A 20,188-nucleotide genomic window follows, 5' to 3' on the forward strand; every position below is an offset into this window, starting at 1 on the left:
CCCCTCCCCAGGGTGAGCGCCGACGGCCGATGCCTCGCACTCAGCTGCCCAAACAGGCCCTCCGTAGACGTCGTCACACAGTCCCGTCCGATCGCCCTTCCGGCGGGGATGGCAGCGGCGCCGTTTCCACAACAGGCGTCAAGAACGTGCTCGCCCGGCCGGGGCCCGACGACGTCGACGGTGGCGCGGCCGAGGGGGTCCCACAGCGGCGGAGTCCATATGGCGAAGCCGTCGGAGGCGTCGTCGAATACCGCCGAGGCCGTTCGGAGACGGAGATGTCATCAGGAGCGCTGCATACCCGGCCGTCCTGTCGTAGAGGGCCTCGTGCGGTGTGCCACCCACTCCTGCGCGTTGGCCGACTGCTCGTGGATGGCGACGATGACGCAGCTGTTGCCGATCTGCCAGACAGAGCCGGCCTGCGCGAAGCCCGCCTCTCGGAGGAGCTGGAGGTGACGGGTGACGGTGAGTGCGCAGCCGTTGGCGTGTGCCACGCCGCGTTGGCGTCGCACGGCCAGCAACTCGGCCAGTTCGGGTTCCTGCTCGATGGCGGTCCACCAGGATTCCCAGTCCTCATGTGCGTACGCCTGCTGTCGTTCGGCGCGCCGGTGTCCGACGTGGGCGGTGATCTCGGCGGTGGTGGCGCCGCCGTCCTGCGAGAGGTGGTCCGCGTTGATGAGGACGCCGCCGTCGCGCAGCAGCGGAGTGAGTTCCGCGTAGGTGCGCCGCAGGATGTCTTCCGGCAGATAGTGGAGCGCTGTGGTGGAGACCACGGCGTCAAGTTGGCCGGAGAGTTGCAGAGCGGAGACCCATCCCGGGGTGCCGATGGTCGTCTCGACGTAACGGGCGGCGTCGGGGTGGCGAGTGCGGGCCAGTTCGAGGAGAAGGGGATCCATGTCCACGGCGACGATTCGCGCGTGCGGCAACCGTTTCGAAAGCCGTGCGGGCAGCGATCCGGGGCCGCAGCCGAGGTCCAGGATGCGAGGGGTGGGTCGGTCCGCGGTCACGTGCTCGACGACGTCGGCGATGACGGTGAAGCGTTCCTCGCGATCTACCGCGTATCGCTGCTGCTGCTGTTCCCAGCGGTCAACCCACCGTGCGGCGGTTGGCAGGCTCATGCTCATGTGATCCCGATCCCTCAGTTTCCTGATGTGCTTCTCCGGATGCCGCGTCATCCCGGGGTCGATACGACTCCCATCCGCGGCAGGACGCTCCGGCGGCAACCGGATCCGCAGCTCTTGGAAATCATATCCATTAAGCGCCGCCTCGCATGGCGGGGTGCATGTGCGAGTGACGGCGCAGCCGTGCGAGACGAGTGCCCCACGGCCGGGCATGCCGTGCACGAGGGACGCGCCCACGGGCACGGTGCCGACTGCGGCCATATGGCCGTGCCGCACGAAGATCACACCGACTACGTTCATGACGGCCACCGGCACGTGTCGCATGAAGGCCACCGCCACGCGTCGCATGAAGGCCACTGGGGCGATCCCGCCGCCAGGCCCGGGAGGTCGAGTACTCACTGACCGACGACCATGTGGCCCATATCGTCCTGGACGCCATCCGGCACACTCAGGAGTGACCGGAGCCGCCGCAGTTCACTCCAGGGAGCCGAGCACACCGAGCAGTTGGTCGATCTCTTCGGGAGTGTTGTAGAGGTGGGTGCTGACCCGTACGGAACTCGTGCGCTCGCCTGCCTCGCCCTGGCAGTGTCCGTCCGTACGCACCATGAACCCGTGGCTGAAGAGGACGAACCCCAAGTCGGCGGCCCCGATCGTGTGATGACGGAACGTCACTATGCCGCAGCGGTGCTGAACTTGAGATTCCCGGGCCAGGCTGGTCTGGCAGCCCAGCACTTGATAGGCGGGCAGGTGTCGCAGTCCGTCGGTCAGCCGTAGCGCGAGAGCCGTCGTCCATCGCTCGATACGATCCGTGCCCGCCTCACCGAGCCAGTCCAGGGCGGCTGACAGGCTCACTATGCCGGTGGTGTTGGGCGTTCCGCTCCATCCGCCCGGAGTGAACCGTGCGCCCCGGCTCTGACGGGCCCACACGGCGCCAGACCCCGGCAAGGCCATGGCCTTGTGGCCGGAGAAGACCACGAAGTCGACATCGATGTCTCGGACGGACACCGGGAGATGCCCGACACTCTGGGCGGCGTCGAGACAGATCGGGATGTCCGGCCCGACCGCTTCACGGATGCGAGGGACGTTCATGTCCGCGCCGTAGACGTGATGGACATGGGTCGCCGCGACGAAACGGGTCTGCGGGCCGACCATGGAGGCGAGTGCCCGCATGTCGTAATCACCCGACGACGACTGGTACGGCATACCGCGTACCGCTACCCGCACGCCTCGGGAGAGCAGGAGATCCGCGGCCTCCGTCCACGGGGCGACATTCGCCTGATGATCGGCGAACGGCACGATGATCTCGTCCCCCTCCCGCAGCGCCCCGGCGAGCCAGTCGCGCGCGACGGTACGCAGCCCCTCGGTGGTACCGCTGGTGAAGTGGACGGTGGACCGATCGGGCGCCGGGTCGTCGAGATACGTTTTGACCTGTTCCTTGGTCCGTTCGACCAGGGTGGTCGAGGCGTTCGCCCACGGGTAGGTGCCACGTCCGGCGTTGGCGTTCGCCGTCGTCAGATACTTGTGGACGGCGTCGAGCACGGCCTGCGGCTTCTGTGCCGTCGCCGCACTGTCGAGATAGACCAGGCCGGGGTGACCGGTGAGGATCGGGAATTGCTCCCGCAGGGCGCGCTGCCAGTCGCGCAACTCCTCGGGGAAGTCGGGGGCGTTGGTGGGTGGTACGGCTGAGGGCATCGGCGTCAGTCCCTCACCAGCGGTGCGCCGGCGTCACGCCAGGCGATGATCCCGCCGTCCAGACTCCGGACTTCGGAATGTCCCATCCGGGTCAGCAGGGCCGCGAACCGTGCGGACCGGTCGCCGACCGGGCAGGCCAGCAGCACAGGCCGACGCCGGCTGAAGGGGAGACCGCCGCGGACGAGTTCCCCGAACAGTTCGTCGGCGATGTTGATCGAGTCCTCGATGTGCAGCGCGGTGTAGGCGGAAGCACTCCGCAAGTCGATGATGAGCGGCTGTGCCGTGCCGATCCACGCTTCGGCCTCGTGGGCCGGAACAGAAACAACCGCGCCCAACTCCGCCTCGGAGACGTCCCGGAGGGAGTTCTTGCGTTCCTTGAGACCGAACAGGTCCGGCCGGCGCTGTTTGACGTAGCTGAGGTAGCTCTCGACCCGGTCGCAGACGATGAACACCGCGGTCCGCCGCTCGCCGTCCGCCGTCGGAGTGTCGACCGCCTGGAGATGACGGACCGCGCCGTGGAAGGCGGCGCCGCCGGTGGGGCCCGCGAGGATGCCGCACCGGCGGTTGAGGGTGAGCATCCCCTCGATTGCCTCGTCGGCGGAGACGGACGCCATGGTGTCGTACGTGGCCGGGTCGAAGAGTCCCACCTCGTGCACCTCGTCGATGGTGCGGATGCCCGGAATGAAATCTGATTTGTGGGCGACCAGCCCCGCGACGTGGACCCTGGGATCAGCTGCACGCAACGCTCTGGCCACCCCGGTGGAAGAGCCGGCAGTGCCCACGCAGGCGATGAACCAGTCCGGTGCCCGGCCGTCCAGATCCGCCAGGATCTCCGGACCGGTGCCCAGCTCATGTGCCCGCGTGTTGCTCTCGTTGTAGTACTGGTCCGTGTGCAGGTAGGTGCTGTCCGGGTCGGACAGGGCACGGTGGAAGAGGGTCAGCGGATCCTCGGTGTCGGTGGGGTCGAGGCACTCGCTGCGGCCGGGGAGCTCTTCGATCTCCGCCCCCAGCAGGAGGAGCAGGTCCCTGACCTCCGGGACCCGCATGCGGTTTGTGACGCTCTTGAAGGACAGCCCGTACATGCCGGCGATCACCGACAGCGCTTTGGCCGTGTTACCGCTGGAGAGCTCCACGATCTGACTGCGCCGTTCGACCGCGGACTCCAGCCCGGGTCGCACCATGTTCCACGCCGCCCTGTCCTTCACCGACCCGAAGGGGTTCAGCATCTCCAGCTTTGCGTACACATCGATGTGACGCAGCCCATGAACCGCGGGTTCGATGCGGACCAGCGGTGTGTCCCCGATCGCCGCGGTGACGCTGTCGTACCTCACTGCGTTCCCCCCAGACCTGCCGTCGGCCAGTACTGTTCATCCAGACTCCACCGCCAGGAACCGTCGTCCTGCCAGACGGCCACCTTCTGCGCGGCAGGCAGGTGTTGAGCCCGGCTGGCCTGGAAATCCATGCAATATCCCGCGGTGTTCACGAAGGCGAGCAGATCGCCGGGGCCCGGCAGACGGGGAAGAAACACCAGCCGGCGTGAGATGAGGTCCCCTTCCAGACACAGGCTGCCGGACAGGAACACCCCCACGCCTTCGCCGTCACGGGCCGCGTCATGGCCGAGGATCACCGGATCCACGAATATCCCGTGGTCCTCCAGACCGATGTCGTCCGCTTTCGCCGCCAGCCGTACGAGAGGCGGCCCGTCGTCGGGGTTCCGCACTTCGAGTACGCGGGCCACCACTACGCCGCATTGGTCGACAAGGGCCCTGCCGGGCTCCGTACTGAGGTCGTACAGATTCTCAAGGAGTGCGGAGGACAGGGTGCTTCCGGCCTCCGAGCTGACAGGGCTCGACAGGATCTCGTCCAGGTACTGTTCGCCCGCCACCGCGCGGTAGGCGGGATAGAGGCCGAGTGAACCGCGCACTGTGCCGTTCTCGTTGCGCAGCCCGTAGCCATGGCCGCGCCACGACAAGGAAGGCCGTCGGCCCAGGACCGCCATGGTCAGTTCGGTGGTGTAGCGCTCCCACTGCTCGCGGTGAGCCAGGTAGTTGACCCCGAACCCGCCGCCGATGTCCACGGTCCGAGGTCGGAAACCGCGCTCGCGCAGTACCTCCATCGCTGTGATGCTGCCTTCCAGCGCGAGAGCTTTTTCCGCGACGTTGGTCGTGTCGAGATGAAAGCCCACCCCTGCCGGTTCCACCGCCGAGCCGCACTCGGCGACCGCTCCGAGGAGGCTGTCGAGGTCGCTCACAGGCGAGCCGAAACGACTGGTCCGGCTCAGTACCTTGGCGCCATAGGTGTCGAACGCGGACAGCCGCAGCACGATCCGAACCCGTGGGAGCGAGGACGAACGGACAACAGCCGCCAGCCGCTCCAACTCCGCCCGGCTGTCGACATGAACGGTCACTCCCGTCCGGGCCGCCAGCCAGAGAAAGGGCATGTCCTTGGGACCGGTCGCCATGATCCGGTCCGGCGTGAAGCCGGCGCCCAGGGCGTGCTGCAACTCGCCGAGCGACGCGACGTCGACCGACGCCTCCGTGGCGGCGAGCCTGCGCAGCAGAGCGCTCGAACGGTTGGCCTTGTGGGCGAAGAAGATCGTGCCGCTCAGACGGTGCTTGCGGTATACGGAACGGAACCTGGCAACGTTGTCCGCGACCTGATCGGGCAGCAGCACGTTCAACGGTGAACCGAGCGCGTCCACCAGCGTGCGAAGGAAACCCTCCTCCTGTAACAGGTCGACCATGCGCGGCTCGACACGCGGTTCGAGGTACAAGGGCAAGGGGCTCAACCAGTCTCCTCGGTCGGCCATGGTGACCACCTGTTCGTGACTGTTCGCACGCATACCTTCCCCGGGCTTCTGAGTCGTATGTACGGCGGTGACGCACGGCACCCGGGTGCGGACGTGCAGGTCAATCCCGGCTGGAGGGGGCTCGGTCCCGATAGGGGCTCCGCGCATCATCACCGCCGGACCCGGTGCGCCGGCGGCCACTTGGGATGTTCCTGCCCGCACGCACCGTCATGGCGTTCAGCCCTCGGGGCGCAGCAGGCCGCGTTCGTACGCCTTGGCCAGTCGCTGGGGCACTCGGTACACCGCCCCGTCGACGGTGACGGGTACCAGTTGGGGCGGCGTGGCCTTCCACTGCGCGCGGCGGTGGCGGGTGTTGCTGCGGGACATCTTCCGCTTCGGAACGGCCATGACGTATCTCCTCGGTGGGTGAGCAGCAGACGGTATACGGAAATGGATTCCATTCTCAACTGGCCCGAGGTCGGGCGTGCGTGTCGTGGCGCACAGGCTCGGTATCCGGCTAAGCTAAACGATTATCATTTCTGATTTCGCGGGAGGGTGCATGCCGGGCGACGCGCAGAACGGCGACGTCTACGACCGGACCGCCGAGTGCGCGACGGCCCTGATCCCGGCGGCCCGCGACGAACTCGCCACAGTCCCCACCGTCATCGCCCTGTCCCGCGCGGCCCGCAAGCTCGTCGTACAGAACCTGGTCATCGCCGGGGTGTTCATCTCCGGCCTCGTCATCTGGGACCTCGCCGGACACCGCCCCTGCCGCTCGGCGTGCTCGGCCACGAGGGATCCACCGTCATCGTCGGCCTCAACGGCCTGCGCCTGCTGCGCGACGCCGCCTGGAACCGCGCCGCCGGGCAGGACAACCGGTGAGCCACCACGGCAAGAAGGCCGCCCCCGCACCGGGGGCGGCCCGGCGTGGCGGGTCCCCGCATCCTGTCACCCGTGAACGGGGCGCGGGCGGCGCCGGGGCCGGGGCCCCGCGGCGCGCATCGACGGAGTGCCGGCGCGGCCGACGGCCGCGCCATGATCCCAATCGCCCCAGTGGATCCCGGAGTTCCACCTCGACGCCTCCCTCTCTTGACCTTTCATTTACCTTCGAGGGGAGATCGGGCCATCTCGGCTTCCTAGTGTGGCGAACCCCTGATAGGGGCACCCCCGTTGTTGATCTTGGCTGGAGGCCGTACGTGCGCCCCGACACACCCGCTTCCCCTTCCCCGTCTGCTTCACCTTCGATGTCCGAACTGGCCCAGCGTCGCCTCTCCCGCAGGACGGTGGTTGCCGGAGGGCTCGTCACCGCTGCCGCGTCGTTCTTCGCGGCCCCGCCCGCGGCAGCCGCTACCGAACAGGCGGGAGTCGCGACTCGCGGTGGCCGCAAGCCGCTGCTCGGGTTCCCGGCGGTCTCACCGAGTACCGCCGACGAGGTCGTGCTGCCGCCTGGCTACAGATACCAAGTGCTCTACCCCTGGGGCGACCCGATCGTGCCGTCCGGGCCCGCCTACGCCGAGGACGCCGGCAACACCGCTGCCGAGCAGGCCAAGCAGGCAGGTGACCAGCACGACGGCATGTGGTTCTTCCCGCTCAAGGGCGATCGCTCCGGTCTGCTCTGCGTGAACCACGAGGCCACGGCCGAGCAGTTGCTGCACACCGACGGCCGTGCCGACTGGACGTCGGAGAAGACCGCCAAGTCGATGGCCGCGCACGGTGTGTCGATCATCGAGATCGAGCGGCGCCGCGACGACCAGTGGCGCCTCAACGAATCCAAGTACGCCCGCCGGGTGACCATGACCACGCCTGCCGAGATCACCGGTCCGGCGGCGGGCCACCCGCTGCTGCGCACCAGCGCGGACCCCCACGGCGTCCGGGTGCTGGGCACCCTGAACAACTGCGCCAGCGGGCCGACCCCTTGGGACACCTACCTGACGTGCGAAGAGACGATCAACAAGTACTTCTTCTACGACGAGGAACCGCCGCCGGCCGGCTCGGTCGAGGAGCGCTACGGCATCGGATCGGAGAGCCCGTACCCGTGGTACACCACGGAACGGCGGTTCGACATGCGGGTGGAGCCCAACGAGTACAACCGGTTCGGCTGGGTGGTCGAGATCGACCCCTTCGACCCTTCGTCGAAGCCGAAGAAGCGGACCGCCCTGGGGCGGATGGAGCACGAGAACGCCGTCGTCGTGCGCGGCAGGCGCGGCGAGGCCGTCGTCTACATGGGCGATGACACGCAGTTCGACTACTTCTACAAGTTCGTGGGCGCCGAGCCGATCAAGGACGCGCTCAAGCGTCGGCGCAGCCCCCTCGACAAGGGCACTCTGTACGTCGCCCGGTTCGAGGAGGACGGCTCCGGCAGGTGGCTGCCGCTGGTGCACGGCAAGCCGGGCCTGACCGAGGCCGACGGGTTCGCCGACCAGGCCGAGGTGCTGATCCACGCGCGTCTTGCCGCGGACGCCGTGGGAGCCACCCCGATGGACCGCCCGGAGTGGTGCTCGGTGCAGCCCGGCACCGGCGCGGTGTTCTTCACCTGCACCAACAACACGGCCCGAACCGAGTCGGTGAACGCGCCCAACCCGCGGCTCAACAACCGCTTCGGGCACATCATGAAGATCGACGAGAACCGCAACCCCAGCTCGGAGAAGTTCGAGTGGGACATCTTCCTGCTCGCCGGGGACGAGGCCAGCGGAGCCACCGTTCCCCCGGACCAGGCCTTCGGCTCGCCCGACGGCCTCTGGTTCGACGCGCAGGGCCGGCTGTGGATCCAGACCGACGGCACCCAGCCGACGGTCAACGGCGTCGCGCAGAACAACCAGATGCTGGCGGCCGACCCCGACACCGGCGACATCCGGCGGTTCCTGGTCGGTCCGCCGCGCAGCGAGATCACCGGCATCACGTCGACGCCGGACGGCCGGTCGCTGTTCGTGAACATCCAGCACCCCGGTGACTCGGGTACGCCCGAGAACCCCCGGCTGAGTTCGAACTGGCCCGACTTCAGTCCCACCGGCCGTCCCCGGTCTGCCACGATCGTCATCACCAGGGAAGACGGTGGTGTGGTAGGCGCCCGCTGAGCGCACTCCACGCAGACTTCGACGCCGCGCCGGTCCGCAGCGGTTGCGGTACCGGCGTCGGCGTTCAGGTCTGCCGGATCACCACATCGATGCCGGGCCGGGCACCCGCTCGGGAGATGGAGGACCGGCTCTCCTCAAAAGCTGGTCCTCCACCCGGAGAGAAGAACGGGGAGCACCGCAAAGCCAGTTGTCCAACACCGTTGGTCAACTACTCCGAGGAGACGCCGACCTGGCCGGCGGAGAGAATCTCGCCGACCGGCGGAGAATTTTCGGCGGTGTCCGGCCCAGGGGTGCGGGAAGCGGTATTGAGGCCGCCGGGCACCTTCTTGAGGGACGGGGCGCCGTCCTGAGATCGCCGGATGCCGTCAGGCGCTCTCGTGGCCGGGTCCGAGAAGGGTCAGGCCGATGCCGGCGACGACGGCGGCGAGCCCCGCCTCGAAGCCCGCGCCGCGGTCGCGGAAGATCTCGTACCCGCCGGCCGCCGCCCTCGGGTACGCGGCAAGCCGCTCGGCGCGGGCATCGACGTCGTACGCGTCGCCGCCTTCCGTGGCGGGGTCTGGCCCCATCGACTGCTCCTCGATGACGAAGCCGATCGTGTAGCTGTACGCGGTGAACCACGCGCGGGCCGCTGCCGCCTGCGTGAAGCCGGCTCCGGTGAGCGCGCGCAGGTTGGCCTCCATCGGCCCGGCGTAGGCAGTGTCCGTGAAGTGCGTACCGCTGTAGACCTTGGCGCCGTCGCGGTAGCGCAGCAGATGATCACGCAGCCCGCGCATGCCCTCGGCCAGCCCGTCCTGCCAGTTGCCCGGGGCGGAGACGGACAGGTCGTCCACCATCCGGCGCATCATCTCGGTCGCCATCTCGTCGAGCAGCGCCTTCTTGTCCTTGAAGTGCCAGTAGAGGGCGGGCGCCTTGACGCCGAGCTTGGCGGCGATGGCGCGCAGCGTCAGTCCTTCGAGACCCACCTCGTTCAGCAGGTCAAGCGCGGTGCGGGCGACGAGGGTCCGGTCGAGTCGAGTATGAGCCACCTTGACAATCTAACATCGTTAAGTACATTCTCGGAATCATGGAACTGAACAACGTTAAGGACGTACTGGTCGTCGGCGCGGGAGCCGCAGGTCTGGCCCTGGCGATCGATCTGAGCCGCCGCGGGGTGTCCGTACAGGTGGTGGAGCAGTCGGCGCAGCTGTTCCCCGGGTCGCGGGGCAAGGGCATTCAGCCCCGCACGATGGAGGTCCTGGAGGACCTCGGAGTGGTCGGCGCGATGCTCGCGGCGGGCGGCCCCCCGCCGGTCCCGATGGTCTGGCAGGACGGCGAGCGAAAAGGCGAGCGCCAGATGTCCGACGAGTCGGCGCCGTCGGAGGGGGAGCCGTACCCGGGGCCCCGGCTGGTGCCGCAGTGGCGCACGCAGGAGATCCTGTACGACCGGCTGGTGGAGCTGGGCGGCAGTGTCACCTTCGGTACGGCACTGACCGGCTTCACACAGGACAGTGAGGGCGTGACCGCGGAGCTCTCCGGAGGCGGCGGGGCCGCGGGAGTCGCCGGGGGCAGGACAGTACGGGCGCGGTACCTGGTGGCGGCCGACGGCGGGCGCAGCACGGTCCGCAGGCTGCTCGGCATCGGGATGACCGGCGAAACCGTCGACCCGAAGCCGATCGTGGTGGCAGACCTCCGTATCCCCACACTGGACCGGCTGAACTGGCACATGTTCCCGGGCGCGAACGGCTCGTTCTTCACGCTGTGCCCGCTGCCCGGGACGGACGACTTCCAGCTGTCGGCGAGCGTCGAGAGCGGATCGGCGCCGGACACCTCGCACTCGGGGATCCGGACACTCGTCGCGGCCCGTACGCATCTGGCCGCGGAGGACGTCACCGAGGTGCTGTGGGCGTCCGACTTCCGCCCACGCACGGGACTGGCCCACCGATTCAGGGAGGGCCGGATCTTCCTGGCGGGCGATGCGGCCCACATCCACTCCCCGGCGGGTGCCCAGGGCCTCAACACCAGCATCCAGGACGCGTACAACCTGGGCTGGAAGCTCGGCCAGGTGCTCCTCGGCGGGGCACCGGAGGCGCTGCTGGACACGTACGAGGCCGAGCGGCGGCCAGTGGCGGAGCAGGTGCTCGGCCTGTCGACCCGTGTCCACCGGGGCGAGGAACAGCGCGGCGCGGCCACGCGCCAACTGGGCCTCGGCTACCGCAACGGCCCTCTGTCAACAGGTGCGGCCGGCGCCCTGCAGGCGGGCGACCGCGCCCCGGACGGCCGCCTCGCGGACGGCACCAGAATCTTCGAAGGGTTGCGGGGACCGCACTTCACGCTGCTGATGGCGGGCACGGACGCGGAGGCCCCTCCAGGTGAAACGGACCAATTGCACGTGCGCCGCCTGCCCGCGAACACCCCTTACGGAAAGGGCCTGTTCCTGATCCGCCCGGACGGCTACGTGGGATGGGCGGGCGAGGAAGCGACGGGTCTGGCGCAGTGGCTGGAGGCGGTGGGCGGCCCCGGATCGGCCCAAGCTGCTTTCAGCCGTGACTGACGACGTCAAGGCGGTTCTCGCTGAGACGGCGACCGGGTCAACCGGAAAGGACGGCCGTCCCTCCTTCAATCGGTACCCGTGGCCAGGACGAGCTGCGCCACCCGGCTGCGTCGGCTGCCGGGCGAGTGGCCCGCCGACGGGCCGGCCGGCCGCCGGAAGGCTTGGCAGCGCCCGCCTGTACGAGGACGATGCGTGCACGGGATCGGCGACCGTGATCGACGCCATGGTCCTCGAACGGGCGGCAGGCGCCGTCCGGCAGCCGCCCTGCGCGCATGCTTGAAGTAAACAACCAGGTGAGCGGCGTGCAGGACGCCCCGTACCTGTTTTCCGATCAGCCGGACCGGGGCCGGGCGGCAGGTCCGGGCCCGGCAGGGGGTGGATCATGGCACGCACCAGGCTGACGCCGGAGCGCGAGGGAGAGCTGTACGGAGCCGTGCTCGACCTGCTGCGCGATGTCGGCTACGACGCACTCACCATGGACGCCGTCGCCGCTCGCGCCCACTCCAGCAAGGCCACCCTCTACCGCCAGTGGGGGAGCAAGCCGGAGCTCGTCGCACGAGCCCTGCGCCACAACAAGCCGGCCGATGTCGCACAGATCGACACCGGCTCGCTGCGCGGGGACTTCCACGCCATGGTCTCGATGGCCGACGACTCCCGGATGGAGACGGACTCCGCACTGATAAGAGGCCTCTTCCATGCTGTCCACACCAACCCCGGTCTGCATCAGGTGCTGCGCGAAGTGATCGTCGAGCCCGAAACGAACGGACTCAAGGCGGTGCTGCAACGAGCCATGGACCGGGGCGAGATCGCCGCGGACCATCCAGCTCTGCCGTTCCTCCCGCACATGCTGGTCGGCGCCTTCGTCGCCCGGCAGCTCGTCGAGGACCGGTCCGTCGACCAGGCGTTCCTCCGCGACTACCTCGACGCCGTGCTCCTGCCCACCCTCGGCATTTCCTGATGGGGGCGGCCTCCCCGGCTTCTCGGGTCGGCCCCCACGTACTCGCCAGATCGGTGCGGCCCTTCCGAATGCCGGTGTCGGCGCGGCCGACACCGTGACCCGCGTCGCCCAGGCCGCCGAGCGGATGGGGCTCGGTAGCGTGCTGACGTACGAGCGCCCGCTGCGGCCGACGCAGCCGATCCCGATGAGTGGCGCGGGCGGCCGGTCCGGCCGACGTGCCTATGGAGGAGATCGCGCGGGAGGCAGGCGTCGGCGTCGGGCACGCCGTACCGCCGTTTCCCCGACCGGGAACCGCTGATCGTCACCGTCGCCCACGAGAGTTTCACCAAGGTGCTGGACGAAGCACGGGGTTCCGTCGGTGGACCGAGAGCGTGGGACGCTCTCGTACGCCTCCTGGGCGCGGCGCGCGAGCTGCAACTCTGTGTTCGGCTCGCCTTCCTGTCCCCGGCGGCGTCGAGCGCGATCGTCGCGGCTCCTACTGCTCCTGAGGCCGATGCCGCCGCCCGGTGCGTCGGAGGGGGCGGTGCCCGAACGTGCCCTGGCCGTGATGCTCGACGGCTTGCGCGTCGGCGGTCATTCCCCCTCCCCGGAAGCCCCTCGCGACCCACGGCGTCGTAACCCGGCCAGGGGCTGCCGGTTCCCCGTGGGAGCACAGTTGTTGATGGTCGGGAGCGCCTGTGGACGGTTTCCGACATCCGGCACCGCCCGCAGCGAACACCCCGCTTTTTGCCGCCTCGTGCACATGGGCCGGTCGCGAACCAACCGGAGTCTGACTCCGGACAGCTGAATGGGAGGTTTGACGCTGCCTACGACGTGATCACAGCAATGCCGCCCCGTGAGGGCGCCGGGCAGCAGTTCGTGACGGGCGGTTCCGCGGTGGGTTCATGACTCCGGCGTGGCGACTGTCCGGCGAGCCGGGCCGATGCCATCCGCGCCCTCGCAGCCTTGACCACCGCTTTCGCCGACTCCGGCCTCCATGGGCAGGGCGCCCATAGCGCGGGGGCAGCCTTCGCCCCCCTCGCCGCTCGCGGCTTGTCGGAGGAGGTGGTACAGGGTCTCGCGCTGCGTTTCGTCGAGTGCCGAGAACACTTCGTTCTCGGCTGCGGCGAGTGCGCGCTCGGCTTTGCGGAGGCGTTCCAGGCCGGTCGCGGTGAGTTCCACGACGTGGCGCCGACGGTCCCGGGGGGAGCGCCGCCGCTCGATCAGCTGCTCGGACTCCAGGTCGTTGAGCAGTCCGACGACGTTGGTCCCATCCATCATCAGCGTGGATGACAGCGCCTGCTGCGTGCTGCCGCCCCGGTCCCTGAGCACCGTGAGGGCCACCAGGTGGCGGGGGCGCAGCCCAAGCGGCGCCAGCACCGATTCCGCCCGCAGGCGCATCCGCCGCGCAAGGTGATCGAGCAACGCACCCGAGCGATGGGCCGACTGGTCGACGGGGGAAGAGGCCATGTCCTGAGTCTACGCGAGCCAACACATTATCCATGTGTTATAAATGGCTTGCCTAACACAAACGAACCATGAAGGACTAGCGACATGCCTCATCTGCTGCACATCGACTCGAGCATCCAGGGCGATCGTTCGATCAGTCGCGCACTCAGCGCACGGGCAGCCGACGCATGGCGCGCGGCGCATCCCGGCGGCACTGTCACCTACCGTGACCTGGGAAGTGATCCGCAGCCGCACCTCACCGCGGCGACCCTCCCGGCGCGAAGGCTGCCGCCCGAGCAGCACACCCCGGCCCAGGCCGCGTCATGGGCGCTGACCATGGAACTGGTCAACGAGGTGAAGGAAGCCGACACCGTCCTGCTGGGACTGCCGCTGTACAACTACGCCGCGCCCAGCAGCGTGAAGTCATGGATCGACCACCTCCTCGCACCGGGGCTGTCGATCGACACCGAGACACACACCGGTCTGCTCGGAGGCCGGGAATTCATCGTGCTCGCCTCACGCGGCGGGGGTTACAACGAGGGGACGCCCCGTGCGGGCTGGGACCACGCGCAGGCCTGGCTTCCGCACGGTGTGGCGAACATGGGGCTGGAACCGCGCTTCATCACAGCCCAGCTCACTCTCGCCGAGGTGAATCCCTCCATGGCCGAGCTGATCCCCCTTGCGAAGGAGAGCCGGGCGGCGGCCGAGCGGGAAATCGACGCTCTCTGGTCCCCGGTCACCGCCGAGGTCTGACCGCGATCCCCGGCCCGGCCCGCCGTGTCTGGCGCGCGACGGTGGCGCGCCACCAGCTCTGGAGGAGCCGGACGGCACCCGGTCGGCGTCGCCGACCCGGATTCGCAGCTGAACAGAGCCCAGCCAATGGCCCCGGGCCCTGTTCCGGGCCTGGGAGACCAACTGGACGGGTCCCGTCCCGTGTACATCACCGCCGCCGTTCTCAGCGTGGTCGCCCGGACAGCTCCTAGTGGGTTCAGCCGAGCACGGTCAACACCAACAGGACCCCTAGCGACTCCACAAGCAACACGAGTGACCCGTATCCGAGGATCTGACCGACAGACCAAACTCGGTGACCCGCGTCCGCGCGCACAACCGCTCTGTGCGCGGCCAGCACTGCCGGTATGGAGATGCAGTAGACCGACGACGGCGCGGTGCCCTGCTTCCCCCGAAGGTTCCCACGCAACACTTGCGTCATCTCGCCCCCTGTCCGGCGCCCATCATCGCGGATAGATGAGACGCAGAAGTATGCGCCTCATCAGGAGCTACTGCCGTGTGGAGGACATGTCCTCCACACAAGGAGCCTGTTCAACTGCGTACGTGACATCGTGAGCTGGACATAAACCAGGGGCGCCCTGTAGCCGACGTCGGGTGCGGCCCCGGTCATCTGACGGCCATGCTGCACGACTTGGGGCTGGACGCCTTCGGGCTCGACCTCTCCCCGGCCATGGTCGACCACGCTCGGCGGGCCCGTCCGGCGCTGCGGTTCGACGAAGCGCGAATGGAAGCCCTGCCGGTCGAGGACGGTGAACTCGGCGGAGTGCTGGCCCACTACTCGATCATCCATACCCCACCTGGAGAATTGCCCGCGCTGCTCGCCGAGCAGGTGCGTGTCCTGGCACCAGGGGGCCTGCTCCTGGTGTCCCTCTTCGGGACCGAGGGACCGGAGCCCGTCCGCTTCGACCATAAGGTGACGCCCGCCTATAGCTGGCCGGTGGACCGGTTCGCCGAGCTGCTGGCCGGGGCCGGGCTTGTCACGTTCGCCCGGCTGCTCCACGACCCGGCGTCCGAGCGAGGCTTCCTCGACACCCACTTGCTGGCCCGCCGCCCGTAGAGCGTGGCCCGTGGCCTGGGTCGGAGTGGTGTAGATCATCCGCGTGGATGAAGCTTGTTCTCACTTGAAGGTCCTCTTGCCGTACTGATTCGCCGAACTTGACGGAGAAGTCGTCGCTGACCGCTTCGCGCGGCGCATCCAGGGACCGGACCCGGGAGGCGCGCCAGCGGCGAGCCGTCAGCGGGAGCGGCAGGTCGAAGGATCTTGGGTCACGTGGGCCTCTGTGGTGTGCCCCGGGGGGGCTTGTCTGCCTGGTCCTCCGCCCCCCCAACCACCCGCACGGATGCGGGGGTTGGGGCAGCACAGGGGGCCGTCAGGCCAGAGCCGGAGCGGGGGTGTCGGGTCCGGCACCGAGCAGCAGTGCCCGGACCGACCGCTCGTACTCGCCCGAGCGGATCCGGTCGTACATGAGCTGACCGGCGACCAGGCAGCGAGCCCGCAGGCCGATCGCGGCGACCGTCCCGGAGCCGCCGACGCCAGGCCCTGGCCGTGGGAGCTGGTCGCAGGGGCAAGGTCGTGCAGCACGCGGTGCGCCCGCGCGGAGTCAGCGACTCTGATGGTGCGGGGAGAGTTCATCTTGTTCACGCGGCCGACAAGGCGTTTATCTCCCTTACGGTGACCGTTTAGCCGCGCGCCGGATACTCCTGCAGACCGACCGGACGTGCTGAAAGATCCTTGTTCGCGCCACCAGGGCCGGAGGGGCGCACGTGCGGACGGACCTTCACGGGAGGAACTCTCATGGGCAAGCGCGGTTTAACCGTCCTCGGCACCATCGCCGCGGCCTTCATGCTCACCATCACCCCCGCCTCCGCCTCCGGGCGGGCGCAGGACCCGTCCGACACGATCATCTCCGACGTGACTGGCTTCTTCTACTACGAGCGCTCATGCCTCACCTCCTACTCGCTCCGCGTCACCTCGACGAAAGCCGTGGCCGCCAAGGGCAACAATGGCCGCTGCGACGGCGACGCCTGGCTCCGTGTCATGGGTGACACCTTGGGCGAGTGGCGCAACCACGAGACCTCGGTCACCGTCAACAGCCCTAGCGGCAAGTTCCGGTGGGCGTACGTCAAAGGCTGCGGCGACTGCTACGCCTACATCGTGAACGCGAGCTGAACCGGACCAACCAACTGGGCACTGCGGCGCCCGGGACGACGAGGGGCAGGCGTCCGGTCCTGCCCCGCGCGCACGCATTACTGGCGGGCCCGTGAGGTACCGCAGATGCGTCAGTCACCATCAACTCAGGGAACTTCAGTCTGTTCCCGATGACCCTCGCACGTGGAGGGCGCGGCGAGAATCGTGTGAGCGGCGGTGGCGAAGTCTCGTTCATGATTCTTGACGCTCGGAATCGCGAGTTTGAGGCGGGGTCGCCTAGTCACCTCGGGAGCCACGGGCCGACGCCCGCGTTCACGCGGCTGCGAGATGCTGGGTGATCAGTGACCGCAGTCGTTCGGAGTCCTGCGGGGCATCCAGGCCACGTTTGGGGAGGATCAGGACTCCGGTTCCCCACACGTCCGGCGTGAGCAGCACGAATACCCGCCGGCCCTCGACGCTGCGCCCGTAGAACCCCCAGTTGGTCTGATTCGTATGCCGCTCGGAAACGGTACTGATCCCATCCGCGTCGACCGTCACGCGATGTTCGCCCAGATGCCGGGCGTAGGCGAGCAAGGCCAGGGCCGTCAGCCAGCGGATGGCTATCACGAAGAGGCAGGCAGTCAGAAGAAGCCTCCACACCTCCACGCCAGCGGCGCCGACGCCTCTGGTCAACAGGTTGGCTGCGGTCAACAAGCCGAGCAATGCGCACAGTCCCCACAGGACGCGATAACACCACCGTCCGGCCGGACTGTGTCGCATCTGCATCTTCAATCCCTCAGATATCTCACGCCATGTCACGACATAGGTCAGCTTCACCGACGTATCAACAGTCATGCGTCCTCCACGGATCCGATGGGCAGGGACTGTACCGGTAGGTGATCAACGGCGGCGGACGCCCGTTGGAATGCGGTAGCCGGCCTGTCCAGTGAGGGAATCACCCGCGACCGCGTCGTACGCGAGGACGTCTGGCGACCGGATTTCGCAAGGCTAGAACCCAGTTCTGAACTGCATGTAGTCCGGATCTCGCTCGGGACCGCATCCTTCCGATGACGGGCGGGCGTCAAGTCACTGTGACGTTTGAGGACGCCGTCTCGCTTGGTTGGGGGAGGGAACGAATGGGGGTCCGATCGGAAAGGTGGCCAAACGGTTTGCGGCCGGGCCGGAGGAATCCGTGCAGCAGATGTACTTCCTGCTGCACGGCCGCGTGCCGATGAAGGCCACACGACGAGTTGGCGTTCCGGGCCGCGATGGTCGGTGAAGTGAAGGTTCCGCTTGATGTGACATTTCTGTGCGGCACGGCGCTGTCAGTAGGGGGAAAGAACACTGGGCGATCGAAGAGGCACGTGTGGGTAGGGGTGGGAACCAGCGTTGTACGCACGCGTCTGACGTGGAGCTCGGGATTGCCGTGTCGCTTGCTCAGCAGAGGGATGAGGACGCCTTCGCGACGGCGTACCGGCTCGTGCATCCAGGACTCCTGGGATACCTGCGCGGGCTGGTCGGGGACGACGCGGAGGATGTCGCCTCGGATGCCTGGTTGGAGATCGCGCGGGACCTGAGGCGTTTTCGGGGCGACGGCGCGGGTTTTCGCGGTTGGACAGCGACCATCGCGCGAAACCGGGCGCTGGACCACCTTCGTAAGCAGAAGCGAAGACCCCAAACGTCTCTGATCGAGCACGATGTCCTGGAACTGCCGGGGCAGGCGGACACGGTGGGCGCGGTGTTGGAATCGATGTCGACGCAGTGGGCGCTGGGACAGATCGTCGGCTTGCCGCCGGACCAGGCGGAGGCGGTGCTGTTGCGGGTGGTGGTGGGGCTGGACGGACCCTCCACGGCACGAGTGTTGGGCAAGCGGTCGGGCGCTGTGCGGACGGCCACCTATCGGGGGCTGAAGCGGCTGGCCGAGCAGTTGACCCCGGGAAGCCGGGCGGAGAGTGCGGCGCCGGCTGCGTCGGGCACCCTGAGGGATGAGACATGAGACGCAAGGCGGAAGCGACGGACGCGGCGCTCGTCACGCCCGAGATCGAGGCGCTCGCGGACGCTGTTCGAGGCGGCGTCGAGCCAGAGAGCGTCGAGCGGGCGCTTGGGGCATTCCGGGAGGCCGCCAGCGCGGCCGAAGGCGTCGCACCACGGCGTGGCCGAAGGCGCGACGACTGGCGCCCGGCCCGACGCCGGTTCCCTGCCCTTGTCTCATTGAGGACGGCGCTCGGGGCAGCCCTGGCCACCGCTACGCTCGGCGGGCTGGCACTGGCAGCCGTTCCCGACGCGCTCCCGGATCCGCTCCGCCCTGCCGACGACCCGGCCGAGAGCCCCGCGTCTCGGCCGGGCGTGGACGCCCCGCGTACCCCTGGCGCTACCCCCGAGGCGACCGGCCGGAGCACCCCGTCACCGGCGCCCTCGGCCTCGGCCTCGGCACACGATCCGGTACCCCGGAGCCAAGCGGCGCTGTGCCACGCATGGAACAGCGGCAACGACAAGCAGCGCGGTGAGGCGTTCCAGCAACTGGTGGACGCCGCAGGCGGAGAGGGTGCCGTGGACGGCTACTGCGCCACGTTGTCCGGCGGGGACGAGGACGTGCCTTCGGCGCCCAAGAAGCCGGCCGGGACGGCTGCGCCGGGGCAGTCGAAGAATCCCCCGGCGGCCTCTCCCTCGCGAGGCAGGAGCGCGGAGCACGCTCAGGGCACCGGTAGACGTGCGTCGTAGCCTGTCCCAAGGGTCGTGGCGGGGGCCGGCGGAGTGCCGTAGCCCCCGCGGCCTCACATGTATGCGGTGAACGTCGTTGATGCCCGCCGTCGACGGGCTCCGCGGCGTGGGCGACCGGTGAGCGGGTCCTGTCGTACACCTGGAAGCTGCCCGACGGCACCGACGGCACCGACGGCACCACCGGCGGCAACCAGGTCAAGACCGCGGTCCCGGCGCTCGCCCCGGCGGAGTCCGCAACGGTCAAGGCACAGGCGTCCGGGCCCACCCGGCTGAGCGCGCCGCTGGACTTCCACCCGAACCCGAACCCGACGCAGATCCGCCTGTCGGACGGCGACGGCACGACGCACGTGTTCACCAAGCAGGCCGACGGGTCGTGGAAGGCCCCAGCGGGCGTCCACTACAAGGTCACCATGAGGGCGGGCCTGGGCTGCACGCCGAACGACGACCCCGTCCCGGACGCCTGGACACTCACCCGGCCCGACGGCACGCGCTTCCTTTTCGGCTGCGACGGCTACATGACGTCGGCGGTCGACAAGAACGGCAACGCGCAGACGTTCACCTACGAAGAACGCAAGTCCAACAACAAGCCGACCAAGTTCCTGCGATACATCACCGATCCGGCCGCCAGGCAGACGCTCACGGTGGACTACTGGGAGAGGGGCCAGTCCGTCGGCTTCAACTACACGGACAAGGACGGCGGCCTGGTAAAGAACACGCCCCCCACGGAGATCGTCGGCGGCACCGATCGCCGCAACCCGGTGCCGCTGTACCGCACCGCGAATTCCCCTGAAATGGCAGGGGTGGAGCAGAGGATCGCGGACTCGATTGCGGCGGGGAATACGTCTACTACTCGTCGGTCCCGATCTACGAGAGCGAAAGCAATCCGGTTCCCCTGGGTGTTACCATGTCTGCCTGCTCTTCGGGGGGGCTCAAATTGTCAATCAGAACATTTGGAACAGGCC

The 20,188-nt window shown here is 68.6% G+C and carries 15 protein-coding genes and 4 pseudogenes; 11 read left to right on the top strand and 8 right to left on the bottom strand.

Translation table 11 applies throughout. From position 1 onward, the window contains the following. Positions 1-281: 281 nt before the first annotated feature. Entirely contained in the window at positions 282-1,115 is an 834-nt protein-coding gene (locus tag ACIBBB_RS04725; RefSeq protein ID WP_398978638.1) for a class I SAM-dependent methyltransferase, read from the bottom strand. Between the two features lie 192 nt (positions 1,116-1,307). On the opposite strand from ACIBBB_RS04725, the pseudogene ACIBBB_RS04730 reads away from it, so the two are divergent. Next, a pseudogene (locus ACIBBB_RS04730) lies at positions 1,308-1,520 on the top strand (hypothetical protein); the annotation flags it as partial. Between the two features lie 72 nt (positions 1,521-1,592). Here ACIBBB_RS04730 and ACIBBB_RS04735 read toward each other — a convergent pair. The 4 genes from ACIBBB_RS04735 to rpmF all read right to left on the bottom strand — a co-directional run bounded on the left by ACIBBB_RS04735 (position 1,593) and on the right by rpmF (position 6,006). Next, positions 1,593-2,810: an aminotransferase class V-fold PLP-dependent enzyme gene (locus tag ACIBBB_RS04735; protein WP_398978640.1), complete on the bottom strand. Its 1,218-nt coding sequence runs from the start codon at positions 2,808-2,810 to the stop codon at positions 1,593-1,595. 5 nt (positions 2,811-2,815) lie between these two features. Continuing rightward, complete coding sequence (locus ACIBBB_RS04740; protein WP_398978642.1) at positions 2,816-4,141, bottom strand: pyridoxal-phosphate dependent enzyme; 1,326 nt, start codon at positions 4,139-4,141, stop codon at positions 2,816-2,818. Further along, on the bottom strand, positions 4,138-5,598 hold the full coding sequence (locus ACIBBB_RS04745; RefSeq protein ID WP_398978644.1) for a Y4yA family PLP-dependent enzyme: 1,461 nt from the start codon (positions 5,596-5,598) through the stop codon (positions 4,138-4,140). Before ACIBBB_RS04745 ends, ACIBBB_RS04740 begins: the two co-directional genes overlap by 4 nt. 237 nt (positions 5,599-5,835) lie before the next feature. Next, positions 5,836-6,006, bottom strand: a complete 171-nt coding sequence (gene rpmF, locus ACIBBB_RS04750; protein WP_398978646.1) for a 50S ribosomal protein L32 — start codon at positions 6,004-6,006, stop codon at positions 5,836-5,838. A gap of 223 nt (positions 6,007-6,229) precedes the next feature. On the opposite strand from rpmF, the pseudogene ACIBBB_RS04755 reads away from it, so the two are divergent. Together ACIBBB_RS04755 and ACIBBB_RS04760 are read left to right on the top strand one after the other, a co-directional pair. Beyond that, positions 6,230-6,480, top strand: a pseudogene (locus tag ACIBBB_RS04755) (heavy metal translocating P-type ATPase); the annotation flags it as partial. A gap of 362 nt (positions 6,481-6,842) precedes the next feature. Further along, on the top strand, positions 6,843-8,672 hold the full coding sequence (locus ACIBBB_RS04760) for a PhoX family protein (protein ID WP_398978648.1): 1,830 nt from the start codon (positions 6,843-6,845) through the stop codon (positions 8,670-8,672). 365 nt (positions 8,673-9,037) lie between these two features. On the opposite strand, the gene ACIBBB_RS04765 is transcribed toward ACIBBB_RS04760, so the two are convergent. After that, the gene (locus ACIBBB_RS04765) at positions 9,038-9,706 is read right to left on the bottom strand and encodes a TetR/AcrR family transcriptional regulator C-terminal domain-containing protein (protein ID WP_398978849.1); all 669 of its coding nucleotides are present in this window, start codon (positions 9,704-9,706) and stop codon (positions 9,038-9,040) included. Between the two features lie 29 nt (positions 9,707-9,735). Here ACIBBB_RS04765 and ACIBBB_RS04770 point away from each other — a divergent pair, with 29 nt between their 5' ends. Further along, complete coding sequence (locus tag ACIBBB_RS04770) at positions 9,736-11,202, top strand: FAD-dependent oxidoreductase (RefSeq protein WP_398978651.1); 1,467 nt, start codon at positions 9,736-9,738, stop codon at positions 11,200-11,202. 382 nt (positions 11,203-11,584) lie between these two features. Next, positions 11,585-12,160, top strand: a complete 576-nt coding sequence (locus ACIBBB_RS04775) for a TetR/AcrR family transcriptional regulator (protein WP_398978653.1) — start codon at positions 11,585-11,587, stop codon at positions 12,158-12,160. A gap of 882 nt (positions 12,161-13,042) precedes the next feature. Here ACIBBB_RS04775 and ACIBBB_RS04780 read toward each other — a convergent pair. Beyond that, positions 13,043-13,609, bottom strand: coding sequence for a MarR family winged helix-turn-helix transcriptional regulator (locus ACIBBB_RS04780; protein WP_398978656.1), 567 nt, complete (start codon positions 13,607-13,609; stop codon positions 13,043-13,045). Positions 13,610-13,693: 84 nt separating this feature from the next. Here ACIBBB_RS04780 and ACIBBB_RS04785 point away from each other — a divergent pair, with 84 nt between their 5' ends. The 3 genes and pseudogenes from ACIBBB_RS04785 (at position 13,694) to ACIBBB_RS04795 (ending at position 16,547) form a co-directional block, all read left to right on the top strand. Then, complete coding sequence (locus ACIBBB_RS04785; RefSeq protein WP_398978658.1) at positions 13,694-14,341, top strand: FMN-dependent NADH-azoreductase; 648 nt, start codon at positions 13,694-13,696, stop codon at positions 14,339-14,341. A 607-nt stretch (positions 14,342-14,948) separates the two neighbouring features. Beyond that, positions 14,949-15,434: pseudogene (locus ACIBBB_RS04790) on the top strand (class I SAM-dependent methyltransferase); the annotation flags it as partial. Positions 15,435-16,172: 738 nt separating this feature from the next. Beyond that, entirely contained in the window at positions 16,173-16,547 is a 375-nt protein-coding gene (locus ACIBBB_RS04795; protein ID WP_398978660.1) for a hypothetical protein, read from the top strand. 291 nt (positions 16,548-16,838) lie between these two features. Here ACIBBB_RS04795 and ACIBBB_RS04800 read toward each other — a convergent pair whose 3' ends face one another. Further along, the gene (locus tag ACIBBB_RS04800; RefSeq protein WP_398978662.1) at positions 16,839-17,360 is read right to left on the bottom strand and encodes a YcxB family protein; all 522 of its coding nucleotides are present in this window, start codon (positions 17,358-17,360) and stop codon (positions 16,839-16,841) included. 511 nt (positions 17,361-17,871) lie between these two features. Between ACIBBB_RS04800 and ACIBBB_RS04805 the strand changes: the two genes are divergently transcribed. The 3 genes and pseudogenes from ACIBBB_RS04805 to ACIBBB_RS04815 form a co-directional block, all read left to right on the top strand. Beyond that, the gene (locus tag ACIBBB_RS04805; RefSeq protein ID WP_398978664.1) at positions 17,872-18,501 is read left to right on the top strand and encodes an RNA polymerase sigma factor; all 630 of its coding nucleotides are present in this window, start codon (positions 17,872-17,874) and stop codon (positions 18,499-18,501) included. Then, on the top strand, positions 18,498-19,226 hold the full coding sequence (locus tag ACIBBB_RS04810) for a hypothetical protein (protein ID WP_398978666.1): 729 nt from the start codon (positions 18,498-18,500) through the stop codon (positions 19,224-19,226). Before ACIBBB_RS04805 ends, ACIBBB_RS04810 begins: the two co-directional genes overlap by 4 nt. A gap of 89 nt (positions 19,227-19,315) precedes the next feature. Beyond that, positions 19,316-19,894, top strand: a pseudogene (locus tag ACIBBB_RS04815) (hypothetical protein); the annotation flags it as partial. Positions 19,895-20,188: the final 294 nt, after the last annotated feature.

Source organism: Streptomyces sp. NPDC051217 (assembly GCF_044455465.1).
Taxonomy (GTDB): domain Bacteria; phylum Actinomycetota; class Actinomycetes; order Streptomycetales; family Streptomycetaceae; genus Streptomyces.

Bases quoted from the DNA above. Each gene is read 5' to 3' on its own strand.
- ACIBBB_RS04810 (WP_398978666.1), top strand. From the start codon at position 18,498: ATGAGACGCAAGGCGGAAGCGACGGACGCGGCGCTCGTCACGCCCGAG.
- ACIBBB_RS04735 (WP_398978640.1), bottom strand. From the start codon at position 2,810: ATGCCCTCAGCCGTACCACCCACCAACGCCCCCGACTTCCCCGAGGAG.
- rpmF (WP_398978646.1), bottom strand. From the start codon at position 6,006: ATGGCCGTTCCGAAGCGGAAGATGTCCCGCAGCAACACCCGCCACCGC.
- ACIBBB_RS04780 (WP_398978656.1), bottom strand. From the start codon at position 13,609: ATGGCCTCTTCCCCCGTCGACCAGTCGGCCCATCGCTCGGGTGCGTTG.
- ACIBBB_RS04770 (WP_398978651.1), top strand. From the start codon at position 9,736: ATGGAACTGAACAACGTTAAGGACGTACTGGTCGTCGGCGCGGGAGCC.
- ACIBBB_RS04785 (WP_398978658.1), top strand. From the start codon at position 13,694: ATGCCTCATCTGCTGCACATCGACTCGAGCATCCAGGGCGATCGTTCG.
- ACIBBB_RS04725 (WP_398978638.1), bottom strand. From the start codon at position 1,115: ATGAGCCTGCCAACCGCCGCACGGTGGGTTGACCGCTGGGAACAGCAG.
- ACIBBB_RS04795 (WP_398978660.1), top strand. From the start codon at position 16,173: ATGGGCAAGCGCGGTTTAACCGTCCTCGGCACCATCGCCGCGGCCTTC.
- ACIBBB_RS04800 (WP_398978662.1), bottom strand. From the start codon at position 17,360: ATGACTGTTGATACGTCGGTGAAGCTGACCTATGTCGTGACATGGCGT.
- ACIBBB_RS04775 (WP_398978653.1), top strand. From the start codon at position 11,585: ATGGCACGCACCAGGCTGACGCCGGAGCGCGAGGGAGAGCTGTACGGA.
- ACIBBB_RS04760 (WP_398978648.1), top strand. From the start codon at position 6,843: ATGTCCGAACTGGCCCAGCGTCGCCTCTCCCGCAGGACGGTGGTTGCC.